This window comes from Pseudobacteroides sp. (genome assembly GCF_036567765.1).
Lineage (GTDB): Bacteria > Bacillota > Clostridia > Acetivibrionales > DSM-2933 > Pseudobacteroides.
On record NZ_DATCTU010000032.1, the window covers coordinates 167862 to 184315 of the forward strand.

Below are 16454 nucleotides of genomic sequence, written 5' to 3' on the forward strand. Positions count from 1 at the left end.
AACAAATTTGTAAATTATATGCTAAAAGTCAAAAGCCCAGATTGGGTTTTGACCTTTAGTATAATAAAAATTCCATTATATGACAACTACCGTTCCCACAAAATATCCAGTGAAAAACTATTCAACCGTAACACTCTTAGCAAGGTTACGAGGCTTATCAACGTCACAGCCCTTTTCAATAGCCATATAATACGCAAAGAGCTGGAGTGGGGTAACAGCTATTATAGGGGCCAACAGCGAATCTATATCGGGAACTGTTATTACAACGTCAGCAACCTTGTCAATCGATGAGTTTTTCTCCTGAGTAATTGCCATAACGACAGCACCCCTTGCCTTAACTTCCCTAATATTGCTCACCATCTTATCTATCAGATCATCTTGGGTTACAGGGCATACAACAAGAGTACCTTGTTCAATGAGAGCAATTGTTCCATGCTTTAATTCACCACCGGCATATGCCTCAGAGTGAATATATGATATTTCCTTAAGCTTCAATGAACCTTCCATTGAAAGGGCATAATCAAGGCCTCTTCCAATGAAGAAAATACTTTTTGCATTGTAATGCTGGGAAGAGAACTTTTGTATAACTTCCTTGTTTTTCAACACCTCTTCAACCTTACTAGGAAGTTCCTTTAGCTGAGATATATAATTCTTGTATGCAGCGTCATCTATATGGCCTTTTTTATAAGCAAAATCAAAAGCAACGAGATACAGTGCTGCAAGCTGTGTATTATAAGCCTTGGTTGAAGCAACGGCTATTTCAGGTCCTGCCCAAGTATAAAGAACATAGTCCGATTCTCTTGATATGGAGCTGCCAACAACGTTTACGATTGAGAGAGTTTTAGCACCTCTTTTTTTGGATTCTTTAAGGGCAACCAAAGTATCAAGTGTTTCACCCGATTGGCTTATGATTATTACCAGATTTCTGTCACTAAGCAGGGGATCGCGGTATCTGAATTCTGAAGCTATATCTATTTCAACAGGAATCTTTGCAAGTTTTTCTATGATGTATTTTCCTACTACACCTGCATGATAAGCAGTACCACAGGCAACTATATAGATTTTATCGATATTCTCCAAATCCTTTGCGGTTATGTTGATGTTATCGAGGGAAATTTTGTCATCAGCTATTCTAGGGGATAAGGTATCCCTTATTACCTTGGGTTCTTCAAACATTTCCTTCATCATGAAATGCTCATAGCCTGATTTTTCAGCAGAGGTTGCATCCCACGTTACATGATAAATTTCTTTTTTAACTTCTGCACCAAGTATATTGAAAACCTTAACCTCATCCTTTGTCAGGCTAACAACTTCCTTGTCTTCCAGTATATATATATCCCTTGTATACTCAAGGATAGCAGGAATATCCGATGCAATGAAGTTTTCATTTTTTCCAAGGCCAACTATAAGCGGGCTGTCTTTTCTTGCAGCAACAAACTGGGTTTCGCAATCGCTGCATATAACTCCTAAAGCATATGAGCCCTCTATATCATTAACACATTCAATAACAGCATTTATAAGATCACCCTTATAGTGATACTCAATAAGGTGAGCAACTACTTCAGTGTCCGTTTCGGATTTAAATTCATAGCCCTGTGATTGCAGGAAGTCCTTTAGCTTAATATAGTTTTCAATTATTCCGTTATGTACAACGGCAAATTTTCCCGATTGGCTTATATGGGGGTGAGAGTTTACATCGTTCGGTTCACCATGGGTTGCCCATCTTGTATGTCCTATTCCCATATTAGCTGAAGGCATTTCTTCATTAAGCTTTGATTCAAGGGCTGCAAGCCGGCCTTTACATTTAATTACATTAACGCAGTTGCTATCGTATGTTGCAATTCCTGCCGAATCATATCCTCTATATTCAAGTTTCTTAAGACCATTAATCAATATTGGTGTAGCTATTTTATCACCTATATATCCAACTATACCGCACATAATCAATTCTCCTTTATTTTTTATTTTATGAGTTTGTATTAAAGCACAGACTAATAAAGATATGCGGGCAAGCATAATAGAATTAAACCAACCAATTGATTTATAAAATAGTGAATTTATTAACAGAATAACCATTTAAGGCTTATTTTGTTTTACAGTCACCCGTAATATTTGTAAAGCCTTTGTTGATTATGGTAAACCAGAAGGTTTCCGCCGAATTTTCGATAATCCACATGTGGGTATTGGGCAATTAAAACAATTGCTACTCCAAATACCTACCTGTGACCTCCTTCTCCTCGTCAGCTGCTGTAGGAAATTGCAGCTCTGGCGCTTTATGCTGCAGTACCTAATAAGATATAAGGTACTTACAATTAGTATTCTGTATGAAATTTCACTTAATCAATAAAAGTGATTGTTTAATATCATAAATCATCTATCATCTATGCCTGAAGTATGTCTAAATTATCCCAACCTTTCTTCAATAGATTTTGCAAGCTCGGAGGCTTTTCTGGTAATATAATCCTGATCCTTGCCTTCAATCATAACCCTGACAAGAGGCTCAGTTCCTGAAGGTCTTATCAGGACTCTTCCTTCACCATGAAATTCATCTTCAAGGTCCTTACATAGACGGGCAATCACCTCATCTTCCATGTAGCAGTATTTTTTTTCGTTGCAAACCTTTGCATTTTTCAGTATCTGAGGGAAGACTTGCATTTTGGATGTCAGTTCAGACATCTTTTTTCCGGAAGTTTTGAGAATTTTTAAGAGCTGAACAGCTGTAAGCAGGCCATCACCGGTAGTGTTATGTTCAAGGAAAATAATGTGACCTGACTGCTCACCACCTAAGCAATAACCATTTGCCAGCATTTCTTCCAGCACATACCTATCTCCAACCTTTGTTTTAACCAGGTTGATTCCTTCTCTGCGGCCCATAATATCCAAACCAAGGTTGCTCATAACGGTGGCAACTATGGTGTTATTGGCAAGTTTACCGTTTTCTTTAAGGTCAATACCTATGACAGTCATTATCTGATCACCATCAACAAGGGTTCCGTTTTCATCGATAGCAAGAACTCTGTCAGCATCGCCATCAAAAGCCAGACCTATGTCAGCACCAACCTCTTTTACAAATTCCTTAAGCTGCGACATATGTGTAGAACCACAGCCGTGATTTATATTGATACCGTTGGGCTCGTTATTTATGACCGAAACCTGAGCACCAAGCTCAAATAGTGCCAGCGGTGCGGCTTTATATGCAGCTCCATTTGCACAATCAATTGCAACCTTAACACCTGTAAGGTCACATCCAATAGTACCTTTTATAAAATTAATATAGTCATCCAGAGCGGATTCGTTTATGCTTTTTATGCCAACCTTTTCTCCTATAGGACGAGGTAATTCCTCAGCCTTATCCACAATTATGGATTCAATCCTATCTTCCATTGAATCAGGAAGTTTATATCCTCTATTGTCAAAGAATTTAATTCCGTTAAACTCATAAGGATTATGCGATGCTGAAATAACAACTCCTGCATCAGCATTATAAAGTCTTGTAAGGTAAGCGATAGCGGGTGTCGGGATTATTCCAACACATATTGCTTCGGCACCGACAGAGCAGATCCCGGATACTAGTGCTGATTCCAACATATCACCGGAAATCCTGGTATCCATTCCAACAAGTATTTTAGGTACATGCTTAGTTTCGGCGGTTAATACATATGCACCTGCCTGACCGAGATTATATGCTAAATCAGCTGTAAGTTCAAGGTTGGCTATACCTCTGACTCCGTCTGTTCCAAAAAGTTTTCCCATTCTTAATTGACCCCTCTCGAAATATCAAAATATGAAAATGTTATGAAAAATCAAATTTATAATACGTATTATATATAACAAATAGTTATGTATAATTAAGACCAACCATTATGTGGTAAAATGCCAAAAAATAGTAAACCCAAAACTATACAAATTAATTATACTTGTAATTAATCCATAACACAATAAATTTTTAATAAAGTGTATACCTTAACATAATAGTATAAATCTATTATAAAACATTTTATTCTGAAATCAATAAAATGTTTCTTACCAAATTAAGTTAAGTTATGTTAAATCCGATAAATATATTCAACCTAGATGTACCAGTTTCCCAATAGCACCATTACCTAGTATTGCGGTATATACTTTCCGATAATTTCCTCTGCAATACGTATCCCGTCAACTGCAGCACTTACAATACCGCCAGCATATCCCGCACCTTCACCGGCAGGGTAGAGTCCTTTAAATCCAATGGCTTCAAGAGAGTCTGACCTTGGAATTCTAACGGGTGAAGACGTCCTTGTTTCAACCCCTGTCAGGATTGCATCAGCCATGCCGAAGCCAGATACCTTTTTATCAAGGGCATTTATAGACTCCTTCATTGGGGAGGTGACAAACCCAGGAAGACATCGATTAATATCACAAAAAGCGGTATTGCCTGTATAGCTGGGCTTCACAACCCCAAATGCTTTCGAGGAAGAGCCGTTTATAAAATCTCCTAAAAGCTGGACGGGTGCGGAATAGTTGCAGCCAGCTATTTCATAGGCAAGTCTTTCCCATTTTCTCTGAAAATACATACCTGCCAGAGGGTGTGAACCTTCAAAATCACCAGGCTCAACAGAAACAACCAGTGCACTGTTGGCATTATCCCTGTCTCGTTTATATTCGCTCATGCCATTGGTAACTATGGACTCATGCTCAGAAGCAGAAGCTACCACGATACCGCCTGGGCACATACAAAAGGAATAGACAGTCCGGTTGCCAATCTTTTGAAAGAGCTGATAATCAGCAGGCCCAAGCTTCGGGATGACATGAGGCTGGCCGAACTGTGCCATATTGATGATTTCCTGGGGATGCTCTATGCGAACTCCGATTGAAAAGGGCTTTTGAATAAATTGGATGTCTTTACTGAGAAGCATTTCGAAGGTGTCTCTGGCACTATGTCCTATAGATAAAACAACAATGTTTGTATCTATTGTTTGAGTATCATTGTACTTTATGCCCTGGACAGAGCTGCTTTTAAAATCTATGTCTGTCAGCTTGGAATTAAATAAAATCGTGCCCCCAAGCTCTTCTATCCTTTTTCTCATGCTTACAACAACATTTTTTAACACATCAGTTCCGATATGAGGTTTATTCTTGTATAAAATTTCTTCATGTGCCCCGTTGTTAAAAAATTCTTCCAAAACCTTGTTGCATCTTCTATCATTAATTCGTGTTGTAAGCTTTCCATCAGAAAAGGTTCCTGCTCCACCTTCCCCAAACTGAACGTTGGTTTCTTCAGAAAGCTTGTTTTCTTTCCAGAAAAGGTCAACCAATTCAGTTCGCTTTTTCATACTTTCACCGCGTTCAATAACTATAGGTTTGTAGCCGTTCTGTGCGAGAATCAATGCAGCAAACATACCCGCAGGGCCAAAGCCAACGATTACGGGCTTTTTATCAAGTGGAATATTACCCCGTGAAAGCGGGGGAGATGGAATTTCATCAAATACAGTTATATCACTGTTTGAGGAAGTTTTTACTCTTGAATAAGTTTCAACCAGCACAGTATATACGAGCGTTATATTGGGTTTTCGTCTTGCATCGATTGATTCTTTTGTTATTTTAATGCTTTTTATTTCATTTATAGCTATCTTTATTTTTTTTGCTGCCTGATGCTTTATATATTCAAAGTCATCATCTACTGAGGTTCGTATATTGTTTATAACAAGTTTCATGTAGTCTCCTCTATATTCTTCTCTACCTGTACTTCTATTTCATAATTGCCGGCAGGCCTTATATTTACCGGGAGACTAAGGTTCAAGGGAACCTTATATGCCCCAGTAGGATTATCTGCAAGTCCTGCAACATTTATACTGGGCTTTAGGTTGGTTATATCAATATTTGCAAGGTCTGAAGATTTTCCCTTCAGACTTATTGTTATGTTCTGGGTTAAAATTGAGTACTTTAAAGGTATGCTGGCGTTAGGATAAACCACAGTTATGCTGTCGCTTGATATGGTGAAGTCCTTTCTGCCTTCCTTTTCAATGATAACAGATACATTGACATCGCTGCTTCCGTTAACAGTTGATATGCCTTTTGGAAGAAGCAGTTTACTTTTTATAGTACTGCTTGATGTCATGTTACTGATATCGACAGATTGGGCACTGACTTCGTATAAACGCGAAAGGACATCAGGGGGACCGCTTACCAGGATTTTATCCGGAACAGCTTTAAAGTCGGTATACACATAGTTTTTAGCAGGAATACCTTTTACATCCGGGACAATCCGTATTTCCTTGGCTACCTCAAATTGAATTTTAACTTTTATGTTTCTGCTAACACTATTGCTGATGTCCTCATCTTTATTGTTATAAAATCTGCACTCTTTTTCAATTGTTAGGTTTTTATCAAGATCGGTCACATCAACATCGGCCCTTACTGATGATATGGATTTTATAATTGAATCATAGCCCTCGATTGGAATGGTATCGGGAATAATTGTGGTGTTGACCAAGTGATAGTATCTCTTTAGTACACCGCTCGTTTTTACATCAACCTTAAAAGAGCTCTGAATAACTTTTTCAAGCTCAGGTCTTATTGTTCTGGGTTCGATATTTTCAACACTGATTTCTGAACTTTTGGGAACAACATTTATAGAAAGCTCATTTTCAGTAATTGAAGTGATTTCCGATAAATCTACCGTAGCTTTAAAGTCGAAACGACTCATTGATTTCATTTTGTCACGTTTTCCCTTAACTGTAAGAAGAATGTTTTCAGGAATGGTTTTATCCTTAAGTGCAATTTTTTTTTCAGCTAAAGTATTTTTATTCAGCACTTCAAGAGGAACGCTGATACTGGTTGTATCTATAGGATTGGAGTTTTTATCCACCACATTGTACCACAAAACAATAGCAAATATTATCGATATTATCTTTACAGTAAGATCTTTTTTTAAAAGTTCGTTCACTTGCTTTTCACCTTCCATAAATTTAGCTTCTTGTTTGGTGTCGTATCATCCAAAAGGTTTTTATTCAATGCTTTTCTTAATGTATCGGGAGTTAGATTTCTTGTGAGCCCGCCGTTAAGTGCAAAGGATATCTTACCTGTTTCTTCTGATACCACAATGGAAATAGAATCGGATACCTCAGTGATTCCCAAAGCAGCCCTATGTCTGGTACCCAGCTCCTTACTGAGATTAGGATTATCGGTAAGTGGCAAAAAGCATGAAGCAGACTTTATCTTATTTTCCCTTATAACCAAGGCACCGTCATGAAGGGGCGTATTGGGTACAAAAATATTCATTATAAGTTCTGCAGATATGCTTGAATTAAGCTGTATTCCCGAATTAATGATTTCACCTATCTTGGTTTCACGCTCAATTACTATTAGGGCTCCTGTATTGGTCCTTGCAAGCTCGGTACAAGCCTTTACTATCTCTTCAATCATCGCGGTTGTTTGAATGCGAATGCTGCTCTCCTCAAAATTGAAAAAGTCGCTGAACTTGCTTCTTCCTATTTGCTCCAGTCCTCGCCTGAGTTCAGGCTGAAAAAGCACAACAACTGCTATTGCGGTTATCTGAATTGCACTTGTTAAAATATAATTAACTGTATCCAGTTTGAGTATTTTACTCAAATAAGAAACTATAGCAATAAACAGGAGACCTTTAATTAGCTGCCATGCACGGGTTTCCTTCACAAGTAGTATTATTCTGTAAATTACATATGCCACTATGCCTATGTCAAATATTGCTCTTATAACATCAAGAGGGCTTTCAAATCCAATGTAATTAACTATGTTGTTTAAAAGACCGTGGATGTCAAAATTAAAGATACCAGGCAAAAACTCCACATCCTTATACAAGTATAATCAAATGTTAGATTATTAATGTTTTAATCTAGATTATACATTTTTTTTAATCAATTTGTAAGATTATTTTATGATGCAACACAAATTTCATATTCCTGTAACATTTTTGAAACATTCATAAAAATAGTGCTAAACTGTTATATATTACCCAAATACACGTGGTTCAAATAATTGTCTGCAACTTTTTTTGCCGCGAATAGGGTTTCTTTCGGAGTAGGGTTAACATGGGACATTTTATAATTAGGGAAGAATCTTGATAAATGAAGGGGGATGTCAGGGGAAATAGACGAAAGCCATTTTGAAAGCCTTTCTATCTCATCCAGAGAGTCATTGAGATCAGGTATAACAAGAGTGGTTACCTCTACATGGCAGTGCTGTGACGCTAATTCAACGGATTCCTTTACATTGTCCAATATACCTTTGCATATGTCCTTGTAAAAACCTGATGTAAAGGCTTTTACATCTATATTCATGGCATCAATAAACGGAAGGATACCCATAAGAGGTTCATGGGAAATAAAACCGTTGGTTACAAGAACGTTGGAGAGTCCTTCTTTTTTGGCAAATACACATGTATCATGAACAAACTCATACCAAATGGAGGGCTCATTATAAGTATAAGCTATACCAATATTTCCTTTTGCTTTTAAAGACATGGCCTTACTGACTAGAGCCTGAGGGGCTACCGTGGCTGTGTCGGCATCTTGGTGGGCGATGGTCCAGTTTTGGCAGAAAGAGCATTTAAGATTGCAGCCAAAGGAGCCGGCAGATAGTATCAGAGACCCTGGATGAAATCTCCTCAAGGGCTTCTTTTCTATGGGGTCTAAAGATAATGATGTAACAAGGCCATAATTTAACGAAAAAAGCTCACCGCCAATATTTTTCCTTGCTCGGCAGGCCCCTGTCATCTCAGGTTTAATAATACAGTTATGGGGGCATAAAAAACAGTGGACCTTTGATTCTTCTATTTTGTTATAATATCTAGCCTGTTTTGCATTATCATAGTTCATTTGTGACGTATAACCTCAAACCTTTCAAGTGAAAACTCCGATCGTGGGTTTATTCCAGCTTTCTGGAGTGCAATGGATACCTGTTCTAAGGGCGTGTCCACCCCTTCCAGATTTGGAAGAAGAAGTCCTGACCTTCTTCCTGAACGCACAATGACGCCGTACCTTTTTACATCCAATTGGTCCATAGATTGGATAGGTTCAGGCTCTCTCAGCACATCTACGCTATAAGTAAGGCTATTTAACTCGCGTTCATCCACTTCATCAAAACGGGGATCCTGGGTGCCTGAGCTTATTGCATTATAAATAATTTCTTGTGCGATGTTTGGCCTTGTTGGGGAAATAGTACCAATGCATCCGCGGAGTTCTCCGCCTTTTTTTATAGATACAAATGTACCAGCAGCATTCTGAACCATTTCATCAGGTAATCCATCAGGTACATCTATTATTTTTTTATCACGTACATATGCCTCAAGGGCATTTTTGGCTATGTTTACATAAGGGTCCATATGCTTACACCTGTTCTTCATGTATTTTGTTAATATATTATGTCCAAAACAATAATAACTATATTAAATTATGATTTAAACTTTGCAACACAATAGCCTATACCAAAAGGAGCCTCGTAGGAATATACCTGAGGTTTTATCTCAGACCCTTCCAAAGCTCCAAACATTATAACAAACGAACGTAAACCACATTCAGCAGCACCTTCACAAAGTTTATTATCAATATCTAAAAGACTATCAAATCTAGAAGCTTGTATGCTTTCTACGAATAAATTGTCAAATTGACTTCCAAGAGGGCTGGATCCATATGGAGAATTATCATTTACCCTGTGGGAAAGATCGCCGCTGGCAACAAAAACCACTCTTTCATCAGATTCTTCTACTGCAGAGGATATACAACTGCCGAACTTATGAAGCATGTCCAGTGTAAATCCTGCGATTGAAATATGAACAAGAGAAAAGTCCTGAAGCTCTTTAGAGATAAAGTACAACGGTACAAGAGCACCATGGTCCAATTCATCGGTTAATCCATATCTGCAAAGGGTTTTATTATCCAAACCTCCGCAATCTATCCCTTCTTTAGTTGCACAATCGATAATTTTATTTAAAAGCTGGGAATTGTTTTTGAATTCAAGTCCTATATCCTTTCGGCCGAATCTTGCAAAATTACCTTTCAGGCTGCTTTTGGTAGATAAGTAGAGATAATCCTGAAAATATGGCCCATGGGGCGTTGTAATTATAACAGTTGTAGGATTATCGAGCTTTATCTCACCAGCTGCCTTTTTACATGACTGTAAAGTCGTAATTGCATTTTTCTCTTCGCCCATACCAACCTCCGGTACAATAACCGGCGGGTGGGGAAATATATAGGAACTTATGATGCTGCCCATTTGTTATTATCCTCCGATGTTTAATAATGGAGTAACAAGTAATACTACTGATGTTACAAAGAAGAATAAAAGCGTAACCAAGGCTATTATTCTTATAGTTTTTCTACTCAACAAAATCACCACGCTTATATTATTTGATTTTTTATATGGATTATATTCCTTCCATACCTTATTATTTTATATTAAATTCATAATATTTTAAATATTAAATTTTTCAAAATAGATTTAAGTTTCAATTGCATAAGAAAATTGCCTTAATAGAGGTTGTGTGGTAATATTATTAAATTAACATAAATAGGATAGATGAAAATGGTTTTAAAAGGATTTCGATTTGGGTTGATACTTCAGTTTGCGATTGGCCCGGTTTGTATATACGTCTTTAATACGGCAACCAGCGGAGGCTTTTTTCCGGCTGAAGCGGCTGTGCTTGCAGCTACATTAATGGACGCCATATTTGTAACACTTGCAATAATGGGTGTTGGCTCGCTTCTTGAAAAAGATAGAGTAAAAAAAGGTCTGAAGTACTTTGGTACAGTGGTTCTTGTTTATTTTGGTGTGGGCACCATACTTGGGACATTTGGAGTTAAAATAATACCGGCAATAGCGGGAAGCAGTAATTTCTATGATACATCCAATGCATTTATAACCAGCTTTATTTTGACTGCCTCAAGTCCGCTGTCAATTCTTTTTTGGTCAGGGGTTTTTGCCACAAAATTATCCAGTGAGGGCTACAATAAAAGGGAAATGAAGTTTTTTGGGGTGGGTGCTGTAATGGCGACCCTGGTTTTCCTAAGCGTATTTGCTTTAATTGTCAGTTTGCTTCATCCGATGATGAATCAAACAGTAGTTGATGTGATGAATGTTTTGGTAGGGATTATAATCATAGGATTTGGCGTAAAGCTGATATTGAGAAAAGAGTAAGGAAATGCCATCTTGAACAAAATAGTCAGGATGGCATTATATTTAAATATGTGGCAAACCAGTTGCTAAAAGACTTCCAACTATTGATTTATATGTTTGAGCAGACCTTGAACCAGTGCGTCTATGTCCTTATGGGTATTGTAAATGCCGATTGAAGCCCTAAGAGTACTGTCTACGCCGAAGTACTTCAGTACAGGCTGTGCACAATGGTGTCCGGCTCTAACTGCAATTCCTTCCTGATCCAAAAGACCAGCCATTTTTGAGGGATCGATGCCTTCAATGATAAAGGACATTACACTGGTCTTATGTGGAGCATTTCCTATGATATGCAATCCGTTAATAGATGATAGGGCCTCAGTTGCGTACCTTGTAAGCTCCTGTTCATGGTGTTCGATATTGTACATACCTATGCCTTCTAAATAATCTATGGCTGCCCCTAATCCCACAGCATCGGCTATATTTCCGGTACCGGCTTCAAATTTGTAGGGTAGTTCCAAATATACGGTTCTATCAAAATCAACATCCTTTATCATGCCACCTCCGCCCTGCCAGGGTATCATGTTTTCAAGGAGAGCTTTTTTACCGTATAGAATACCTATACCTGTAGGGCCATAGGCCTTGTGGCCGGATAATGTATAAAAATCAGCATCCAAATCCTGTACATTTACTCCTAAATGTGGTGCTCCCTGAGCACCGTCCACAAGCACACTTACGCCATGGCTGTGTGCTATATTGATCATTTGTTTTACAGGATTTATTGTACCTAAAACATTGGAAACCTGGGTTATGGATACCATCCTTGTGCGAGGCGTAAAAAGCTTTTCATACTCCTCAAGAATTATATCACCTTTTTTATTTATTGGTATGGGTATGATGCGTGCACCTTTATATTTACAAAGCATTTGCCAGGGTACTATGTTTGAGTGATGCTCCATTTGAGTAAGCAGGATCTCATCTCCGCGGCCTATAGTCAAATTGCCGTAGGTATTTGCTACAAGATTAATTGCTTCGGTTGTGCCTCTGACAAAAACTACTTCTTCAGGTGATGAAGCACCAATGAATTTTTGAATCTTTTTCCTTGCGGCCTCATACTCTTCCGTTGCTTCTTTGGCAAGTGTATGGGCTCCGCGATGAACATTTGAATTGTTTTCCTTGTAATATCGGCTCAATGATTCGATGACACAATGGGGTTTTTGGGTTGTAGCCGCATTATCCAGCCAAATGAGGCTATGATCGTTAACTTTTCTTTTAAGAATGGGAAAGTCACTGCGAATTGTGTCAAGTTTCATGCCATAGGATTTATTTGCACAATTGCTTGAGGGAGTCGGGTTCTGGTACTGCTTTTTAATAAAATAGTAATCAGCATCGTTAAATGTATTAGGGGAATAATTATTCATAATCATAGTATTTTCCCACCTCTACATTTTCCAGCATGCCGATGGCGTCGCTGCTTAAGATGGCAGCAGAGAAATAAAGGCTTAGAATATATGAAGATAAACCCCTCTGGTCTATACCTGCAAATTTAAGAGAAAGGCTGGGTATATTGGTCTCATTTGGTATTCCCGGCTGGTGAAGACCGATTACCCCTTGTTCTTTTTCACCAGCCCGGAGCAATAGTATGTTTGTGGTTCCAAGGTAGGAGCTATGACAGCACTTTCCATTAACCATAAGCTTATCGCAGGGAACTATGGGTACGCCCCTCCATGTAATGAATGGAGAGCCGTATATATTAACAGTAGGTGGAGGCACGCCTCTTCTTGTGCATTCTCTGCCGAAGGCTGCTATAGCTTTTGGATGTGCAAGAAAGAAAGCGGGTTTTTTCCAGACTTTAGAAAGCAATTCGTCCATGTCATCAGGCGTAGGTCCACACTCTTTAGGATGAACCTTCATGGATGGAGAAACATTGCTAATAAGTCCAAAGCCTTTATTATTTATTATTTCCCATTCCTGCCTTTCTCTCATTGATTCCATTGTCAGCCTTACCTGCTCATCCAATTGATTTATTGGGCTGTTGAAGATATCCGTAACATTTGAGTTGGTCTTTAAAATTGTCTGAATTAGGCTCAAAACATACTCTTTTGGTTTCTCTTCATAATCGGGATATGTATGAGGAAGATCACATTCACCCATACTCCCGGATTTTATACTGATTAGTTTTTCACTATTTTCATTGACTAATTTCTTTTTTGACAGCCAATATGTTATAGCGTTGTCTATTGATTCGGCTAAGTGAGGATAGTTTTCCATATGACCTACAAGGGTTTCCTTTTCAAGAGAGAACAGGGTACATGGGGTCAAAGCCTTTATATAAATGGGTCTGCTCGAATTGTTTATAAAAGCATCTACATTTGTATAGTCCCCGGCTGACAGGATATCTATATTGAGTTTTTCACCGCTTATACCTTTTGTTGTTACTTCAATTTTTCCGTTTGCAACAATTAAAAATTCATTTGATTCAGGGGTTCCCTCACAAATCAGTTTTCCTGCATCAAACTGTTTTTTCTGGAACAGGGAGGATAGTACATCCATTTTATCCATATCCATGTTTTGCAGAAATGGTATCTGTGCCATTTGTGAAGGACCTACTCTAAGGTCATTGTTGTCAAAGCTGATCATTTGGGGATAGATATCATGTTTTTTAACTTTGTTAACTTTGTAAACGCCTGCTTCAACAGGAACCCAGGGCAGGAATTTAAGAAGCCAGCGAGGGGTTATTCCTTCCATCATGGGGATAGATTTTGTAGAATGAGATAAGTTGCGAGCAGTATTTGGGTTCAGGCTGTGCTGAGTAATTACAGAATTGCTGAAATCCATTATTTTCACCTCAATATTATATAATTGATCAAGAATACATAATTTAATATATGAACTTCAATTATTTAGAGTGCGGGATTAATTAACATAATTTGATGTTGGTGTAAAATCATATAGGTCATTGAATATAGGACATCTATTAAATATAATATTAAGGTATAACTTTTTTAATGGGGGAAAAACGATGTATTACATATTGGCGGCTGTTTTTTTATTGGGTATCTTATCATTGGTATATATGTGGTTTGAAGCAGGAAGCTTGAAGTTAAAAAGAATCAGATTTACAAAAAGCAATAAAGGGCTTAAAATCGTACACCTGACGGATATTCATATAAATTTACTGAGGGTCAAAACCGTCAAGATAAAGAAAATAATTGACAAGGAATCGCCTGATCTTATATTGATGTCGGGTGATTATATAACAAGGCAATCGGATATTCCCAAATTTATACGCTTTTTAAATGAGATAAAGGGGAATAACAAAGTATGTTTATGCTTCGGTAACCACGATTATGAGGCTTTCTTGCATGATAAAAAGGGCGGATTTGATAGATTTGTAAAGGAAGTAGAAATGCAGGGGGTTACCATTCTACATGATGATTCTATAGTTTTTTACAAGGGTGATGTAAAGTATAATATTATAGGCATTACCGACTATAGGAGGGGAGATCACAACATTGACAAAGCTTTAAGAAACTGTGCTAGGGATGCGAAGCTAAACATCGCAATATCCCACAACCCGGACGTGGTGCTTGACATGCCCAGAGGTAAAATTGATTATCTTTTCTGTGGCCATTTTCATGGAGGGCAGATATGGATGCCCTTTGACCTGGAGTTTAAAGTGCTTAGGAAGGAAAAACTCTGCAAAATGGGTATTAAAAGGGGACTTCACAGGTTAAATGGTGTGGATTTTTACATAAGCAACGGCATCGGAAATGTTTTGTTTCCGCTGAGGTTTTTATCAAGACCGGAGATAACAGTATTTCATATGACTTAGAATTAGTATATATATTAACAGAAAGCCAGTGTTTTGGATACTGCCCAAAACACTGGCTTTATTATGCATTTAAATATGGATTACCCTTATTTGAGGCGTGCTTCAAGCTTCTTCTTTTCTTCTTCGTATCCAGGCTTGCCTAAAAGTGCAAACATATTCTTCTTATATTCTTCAACTCCAGGCTGGTTGAATGGGTTTACTCCCAGGAGATATCCGCTTATACCACAAGCTTTTTCAAAGAAATAAACCAGGCTTCCGAAGCAATATGCATTGAGTTCGGGCACTGTCAGAATGAGATTGGGAACTCCGCCGTCAGTATGTGCGAGAAGTGTTCCTTCCATTGCCTTTTTGTTTACGAAATCTACATCCTTGCCTGTAAGGAAATTAAGTCCATCAACGTTAAGGGGATCTTCCTTAACTACAAGGCCTTTCTTAGGCTTTTCAACGTTTATAACTGTTTCAAAGATGTTTCTCAAGCCATCCTGTATATATTGACCCATTGAATGGAGGTCAGTAGAGAAATCAACCCCGGCAGGGAAGATACCCTTCTGGTCCTTACCTTCGCTTTCTCCGTAAAGCTGTTTCCACCATTCAGTCATAAAGTGGAGTGATGGTTCATAATTTACTAATATTTCAATTGTTTTGTTCTTGTTATAAAGTGCATTTCTTACAGCAGCATATTTATAGCAGTCATTCTCCATAACGTTTGTGTTTTTATACAAATCATATGCAGCAGCAGCACCGGCCATAATTTCATCAATATTTATACCCGCAGCGGCAATAGGCAGAAGTCCAACAGCCGTGAGGACAGAGAATCTTCCTCCTACATCATCGGGAACAACAAATGTTTCGTATTGCTCTTCAGTAGCAAGCTTCTTTAATGCTCCCTTAGACTTGTCTGTAGTAGCATAAATTCTTTTTCTTGCTCCATCTTTGCCATACTTTTTCTCCATGTATTCCTTGAAAATTCTGAAGGCCAAGGCAGGCTCTGTGGTTGTACCTGATTTGGATATTACATTTACAGAGATTTCCTTACCGTCCAACAATTCAAGAAGGTCGGATATGTATGTTGAGCTTATGTTGTTACCTACGAAATATATTTCAGGAGTCTTTCTGATAGACTTTGGCAAGTTGTTGTAGAATGAGTGGGAGAGAACATCTATTGCAGCTTTTGCACCAAGATATGAACCGCCTATACCGATAACTACAAGGGCGTCGGAGTCAGATTTAATTTTTTCTGCAGCAGCTTTTATTCTGGAGAATTCTTCCTTATCATAGTTTAATGGAAGATCAACCCATCCCAAAAAGTCGTTTCCAGCCCCTGTTTTGTTATGAAGCATTTCATGTGCAGATTGTACAAAAGGGATAAGGTTGGTAACTTCGCTTTCATTAATGAAGCCAATTGCTTTTGAATAATCGAATTGAATTTTTTGCATTTCTAAACCTCCTGTGTATTTTATTTAATCTTAAATTGATTTTCAATATGTATAAT

At 38.0% G+C, this 16454-nt stretch carries 13 protein-coding genes; 2 read left to right on the forward strand and 11 right to left on the reverse strand.

From position 1 onward, the window contains the following. Positions 1-117 precede the first annotated feature (117 nt). The 8 genes from glmS to amrB all read right to left on the reverse strand — a co-directional run bounded on the left by glmS (position 118) and on the right by amrB (position 10230). Positions 118-1941: a glutamine--fructose-6-phosphate transaminase (isomerizing) gene (glmS, locus tag VIO64_RS05350; protein WP_331915923.1), complete on the reverse strand. Its 1824-nt coding sequence runs from the start codon at positions 1939-1941 to the stop codon at positions 118-120. Between the two features lie 462 nt (positions 1942-2403). Further along, positions 2404-3753, reverse strand: coding sequence for a phosphoglucosamine mutase (gene glmM / locus VIO64_RS05355; protein ID WP_331915925.1), 1350 nt, complete (start codon positions 3751-3753; stop codon positions 2404-2406). 350 nt (positions 3754-4103) lie between these two features. Further along, positions 4104-5693 carry an NAD(P)/FAD-dependent oxidoreductase gene (locus VIO64_RS05360; RefSeq protein WP_331915927.1) on the reverse strand — a complete coding sequence of 530 codons (1590 nt, stop codon included), beginning with the start codon at positions 5691-5693 and terminating at the stop codon, positions 4104-4106. Next, a complete protein-coding gene (locus tag VIO64_RS05365; RefSeq protein WP_331915929.1) occupies positions 5690-6943 on the reverse strand; it encodes a CdaR family protein in 1254 nt (417 codons plus the stop codon). Before VIO64_RS05365 ends, VIO64_RS05360 begins: the two co-directional genes overlap by 4 nt. Then, the gene (cdaA, locus tag VIO64_RS05370; protein ID WP_414705238.1) at positions 6922-7806 is read right to left on the reverse strand and encodes a diadenylate cyclase CdaA; all 885 of its coding nucleotides are present in this window, start codon (positions 7804-7806) and stop codon (positions 6922-6924) included. The genes VIO64_RS05365 and cdaA overlap by 22 nt, the downstream gene beginning before the upstream one ends. Positions 7807-7961: 155 nt before the next feature. Next, the gene (gene amrS / locus VIO64_RS05375; RefSeq protein ID WP_331915931.1) at positions 7962-8834 is read right to left on the reverse strand and encodes an AmmeMemoRadiSam system radical SAM enzyme; all 873 of its coding nucleotides are present in this window, start codon (positions 8832-8834) and stop codon (positions 7962-7964) included. Beyond that, entirely contained in the window at positions 8831-9340 is a 510-nt protein-coding gene (gene amrA, locus VIO64_RS05380) for an AmmeMemoRadiSam system protein A (protein WP_331915933.1), read from the reverse strand. Before amrA ends, amrS begins: the two co-directional genes overlap by 4 nt. A 68-nt stretch (positions 9341-9408) precedes the next feature. Beyond that, the gene (amrB, locus tag VIO64_RS05385; protein WP_331915936.1) at positions 9409-10230 is read right to left on the reverse strand and encodes an AmmeMemoRadiSam system protein B; all 822 of its coding nucleotides are present in this window, start codon (positions 10228-10230) and stop codon (positions 9409-9411) included. Positions 10231-10539: 309 nt separating this feature from the next. On the opposite strand from amrB, the gene VIO64_RS05390 reads away from it, so the two are divergent. After that, entirely contained in the window at positions 10540-11151 is a 612-nt protein-coding gene (locus tag VIO64_RS05390) for a LysE family transporter (protein WP_331915938.1), read from the forward strand. A gap of 80 nt (positions 11152-11231) precedes the next feature. On the opposite strand, the gene VIO64_RS05395 is transcribed toward VIO64_RS05390, so the two are convergent. Both VIO64_RS05395 and VIO64_RS05400 read right to left on the reverse strand, forming a co-directional pair. Further along, positions 11232-12440 carry a cysteine desulfurase gene (locus VIO64_RS05395; protein ID WP_331915978.1) on the reverse strand — a complete coding sequence of 403 codons (1209 nt, stop codon included), beginning with the start codon at positions 12438-12440 and terminating at the stop codon, positions 11232-11234. A gap of 100 nt (positions 12441-12540) precedes the next feature. Then, the gene (locus VIO64_RS05400; RefSeq protein ID WP_331915940.1) at positions 12541-13965 is read right to left on the reverse strand and encodes a family 2B encapsulin nanocompartment shell protein; all 1425 of its coding nucleotides are present in this window, start codon (positions 13963-13965) and stop codon (positions 12541-12543) included. A 184-nt stretch (positions 13966-14149) separates the two neighbouring features. Here VIO64_RS05400 and VIO64_RS05405 point away from each other — a divergent pair, with 184 nt between their 5' ends. Beyond that, complete coding sequence (locus tag VIO64_RS05405; protein ID WP_331915942.1) at positions 14150-14962, forward strand: metallophosphoesterase; 813 nt, start codon at positions 14150-14152, stop codon at positions 14960-14962. Positions 14963-15048: 86 nt separating this feature from the next. On the opposite strand, the gene VIO64_RS05410 is transcribed toward VIO64_RS05405, so the two are convergent. After that, positions 15049-16398 (reverse strand): glucose-6-phosphate isomerase, encoded by a 1350-nt coding sequence (locus VIO64_RS05410; RefSeq protein ID WP_331915944.1) that lies wholly within the window; start codon positions 16396-16398, stop codon positions 15049-15051. Positions 16399-16454 lie beyond the last annotated feature (56 nt).

Bases quoted from the DNA above. Each gene is read 5' to 3' on its own strand.
- VIO64_RS05400 (WP_331915940.1), bottom strand. From the start codon at position 13,965: ATGGATTTCAGCAATTCTGTAATTACTCAGCACAGCCTGAACCCAAAT.
- glmM (WP_331915925.1), bottom strand. From the start codon at position 3,753: ATGGGAAAACTTTTTGGAACAGACGGAGTCAGAGGTATAGCCAACCTT.
- glmS (WP_331915923.1), bottom strand. From the start codon at position 1,941: ATGTGCGGTATAGTTGGATATATAGGTGATAAAATAGCTACACCAATA.
- VIO64_RS05360 (WP_331915927.1), bottom strand. From the start codon at position 5,693: ATGAAACTTGTTATAAACAATATACGAACCTCAGTAGATGATGACTTT.
- amrA (WP_331915933.1), bottom strand. From the start codon at position 9,340: ATGGACCCTTATGTAAACATAGCCAAAAATGCCCTTGAGGCATATGTA.
- VIO64_RS05390 (WP_331915938.1), top strand. From the start codon at position 10,540: ATGGTTTTAAAAGGATTTCGATTTGGGTTGATACTTCAGTTTGCGATT.
- VIO64_RS05395 (WP_331915978.1), bottom strand. From the start codon at position 12,440: ATGAAACTTGACACAATTCGCAGTGACTTTCCCATTCTTAAAAGAAAA.
- VIO64_RS05405 (WP_331915942.1), top strand. From the start codon at position 14,150: ATGTATTACATATTGGCGGCTGTTTTTTTATTGGGTATCTTATCATTG.
- amrS (WP_331915931.1), bottom strand. From the start codon at position 8,834: ATGAACTATGATAATGCAAAACAGGCTAGATATTATAACAAAATAGAA.
- VIO64_RS05365 (WP_331915929.1), bottom strand. From the start codon at position 6,943: ATGGAAGGTGAAAAGCAAGTGAACGAACTTTTAAAAAAAGATCTTACT.
- VIO64_RS05410 (WP_331915944.1), bottom strand. From the start codon at position 16,398: ATGCAAAAAATTCAATTCGATTATTCAAAAGCAATTGGCTTCATTAAT.
- amrB (WP_331915936.1), bottom strand. From the start codon at position 10,230: ATGGGCAGCATCATAAGTTCCTATATATTTCCCCACCCGCCGGTTATT.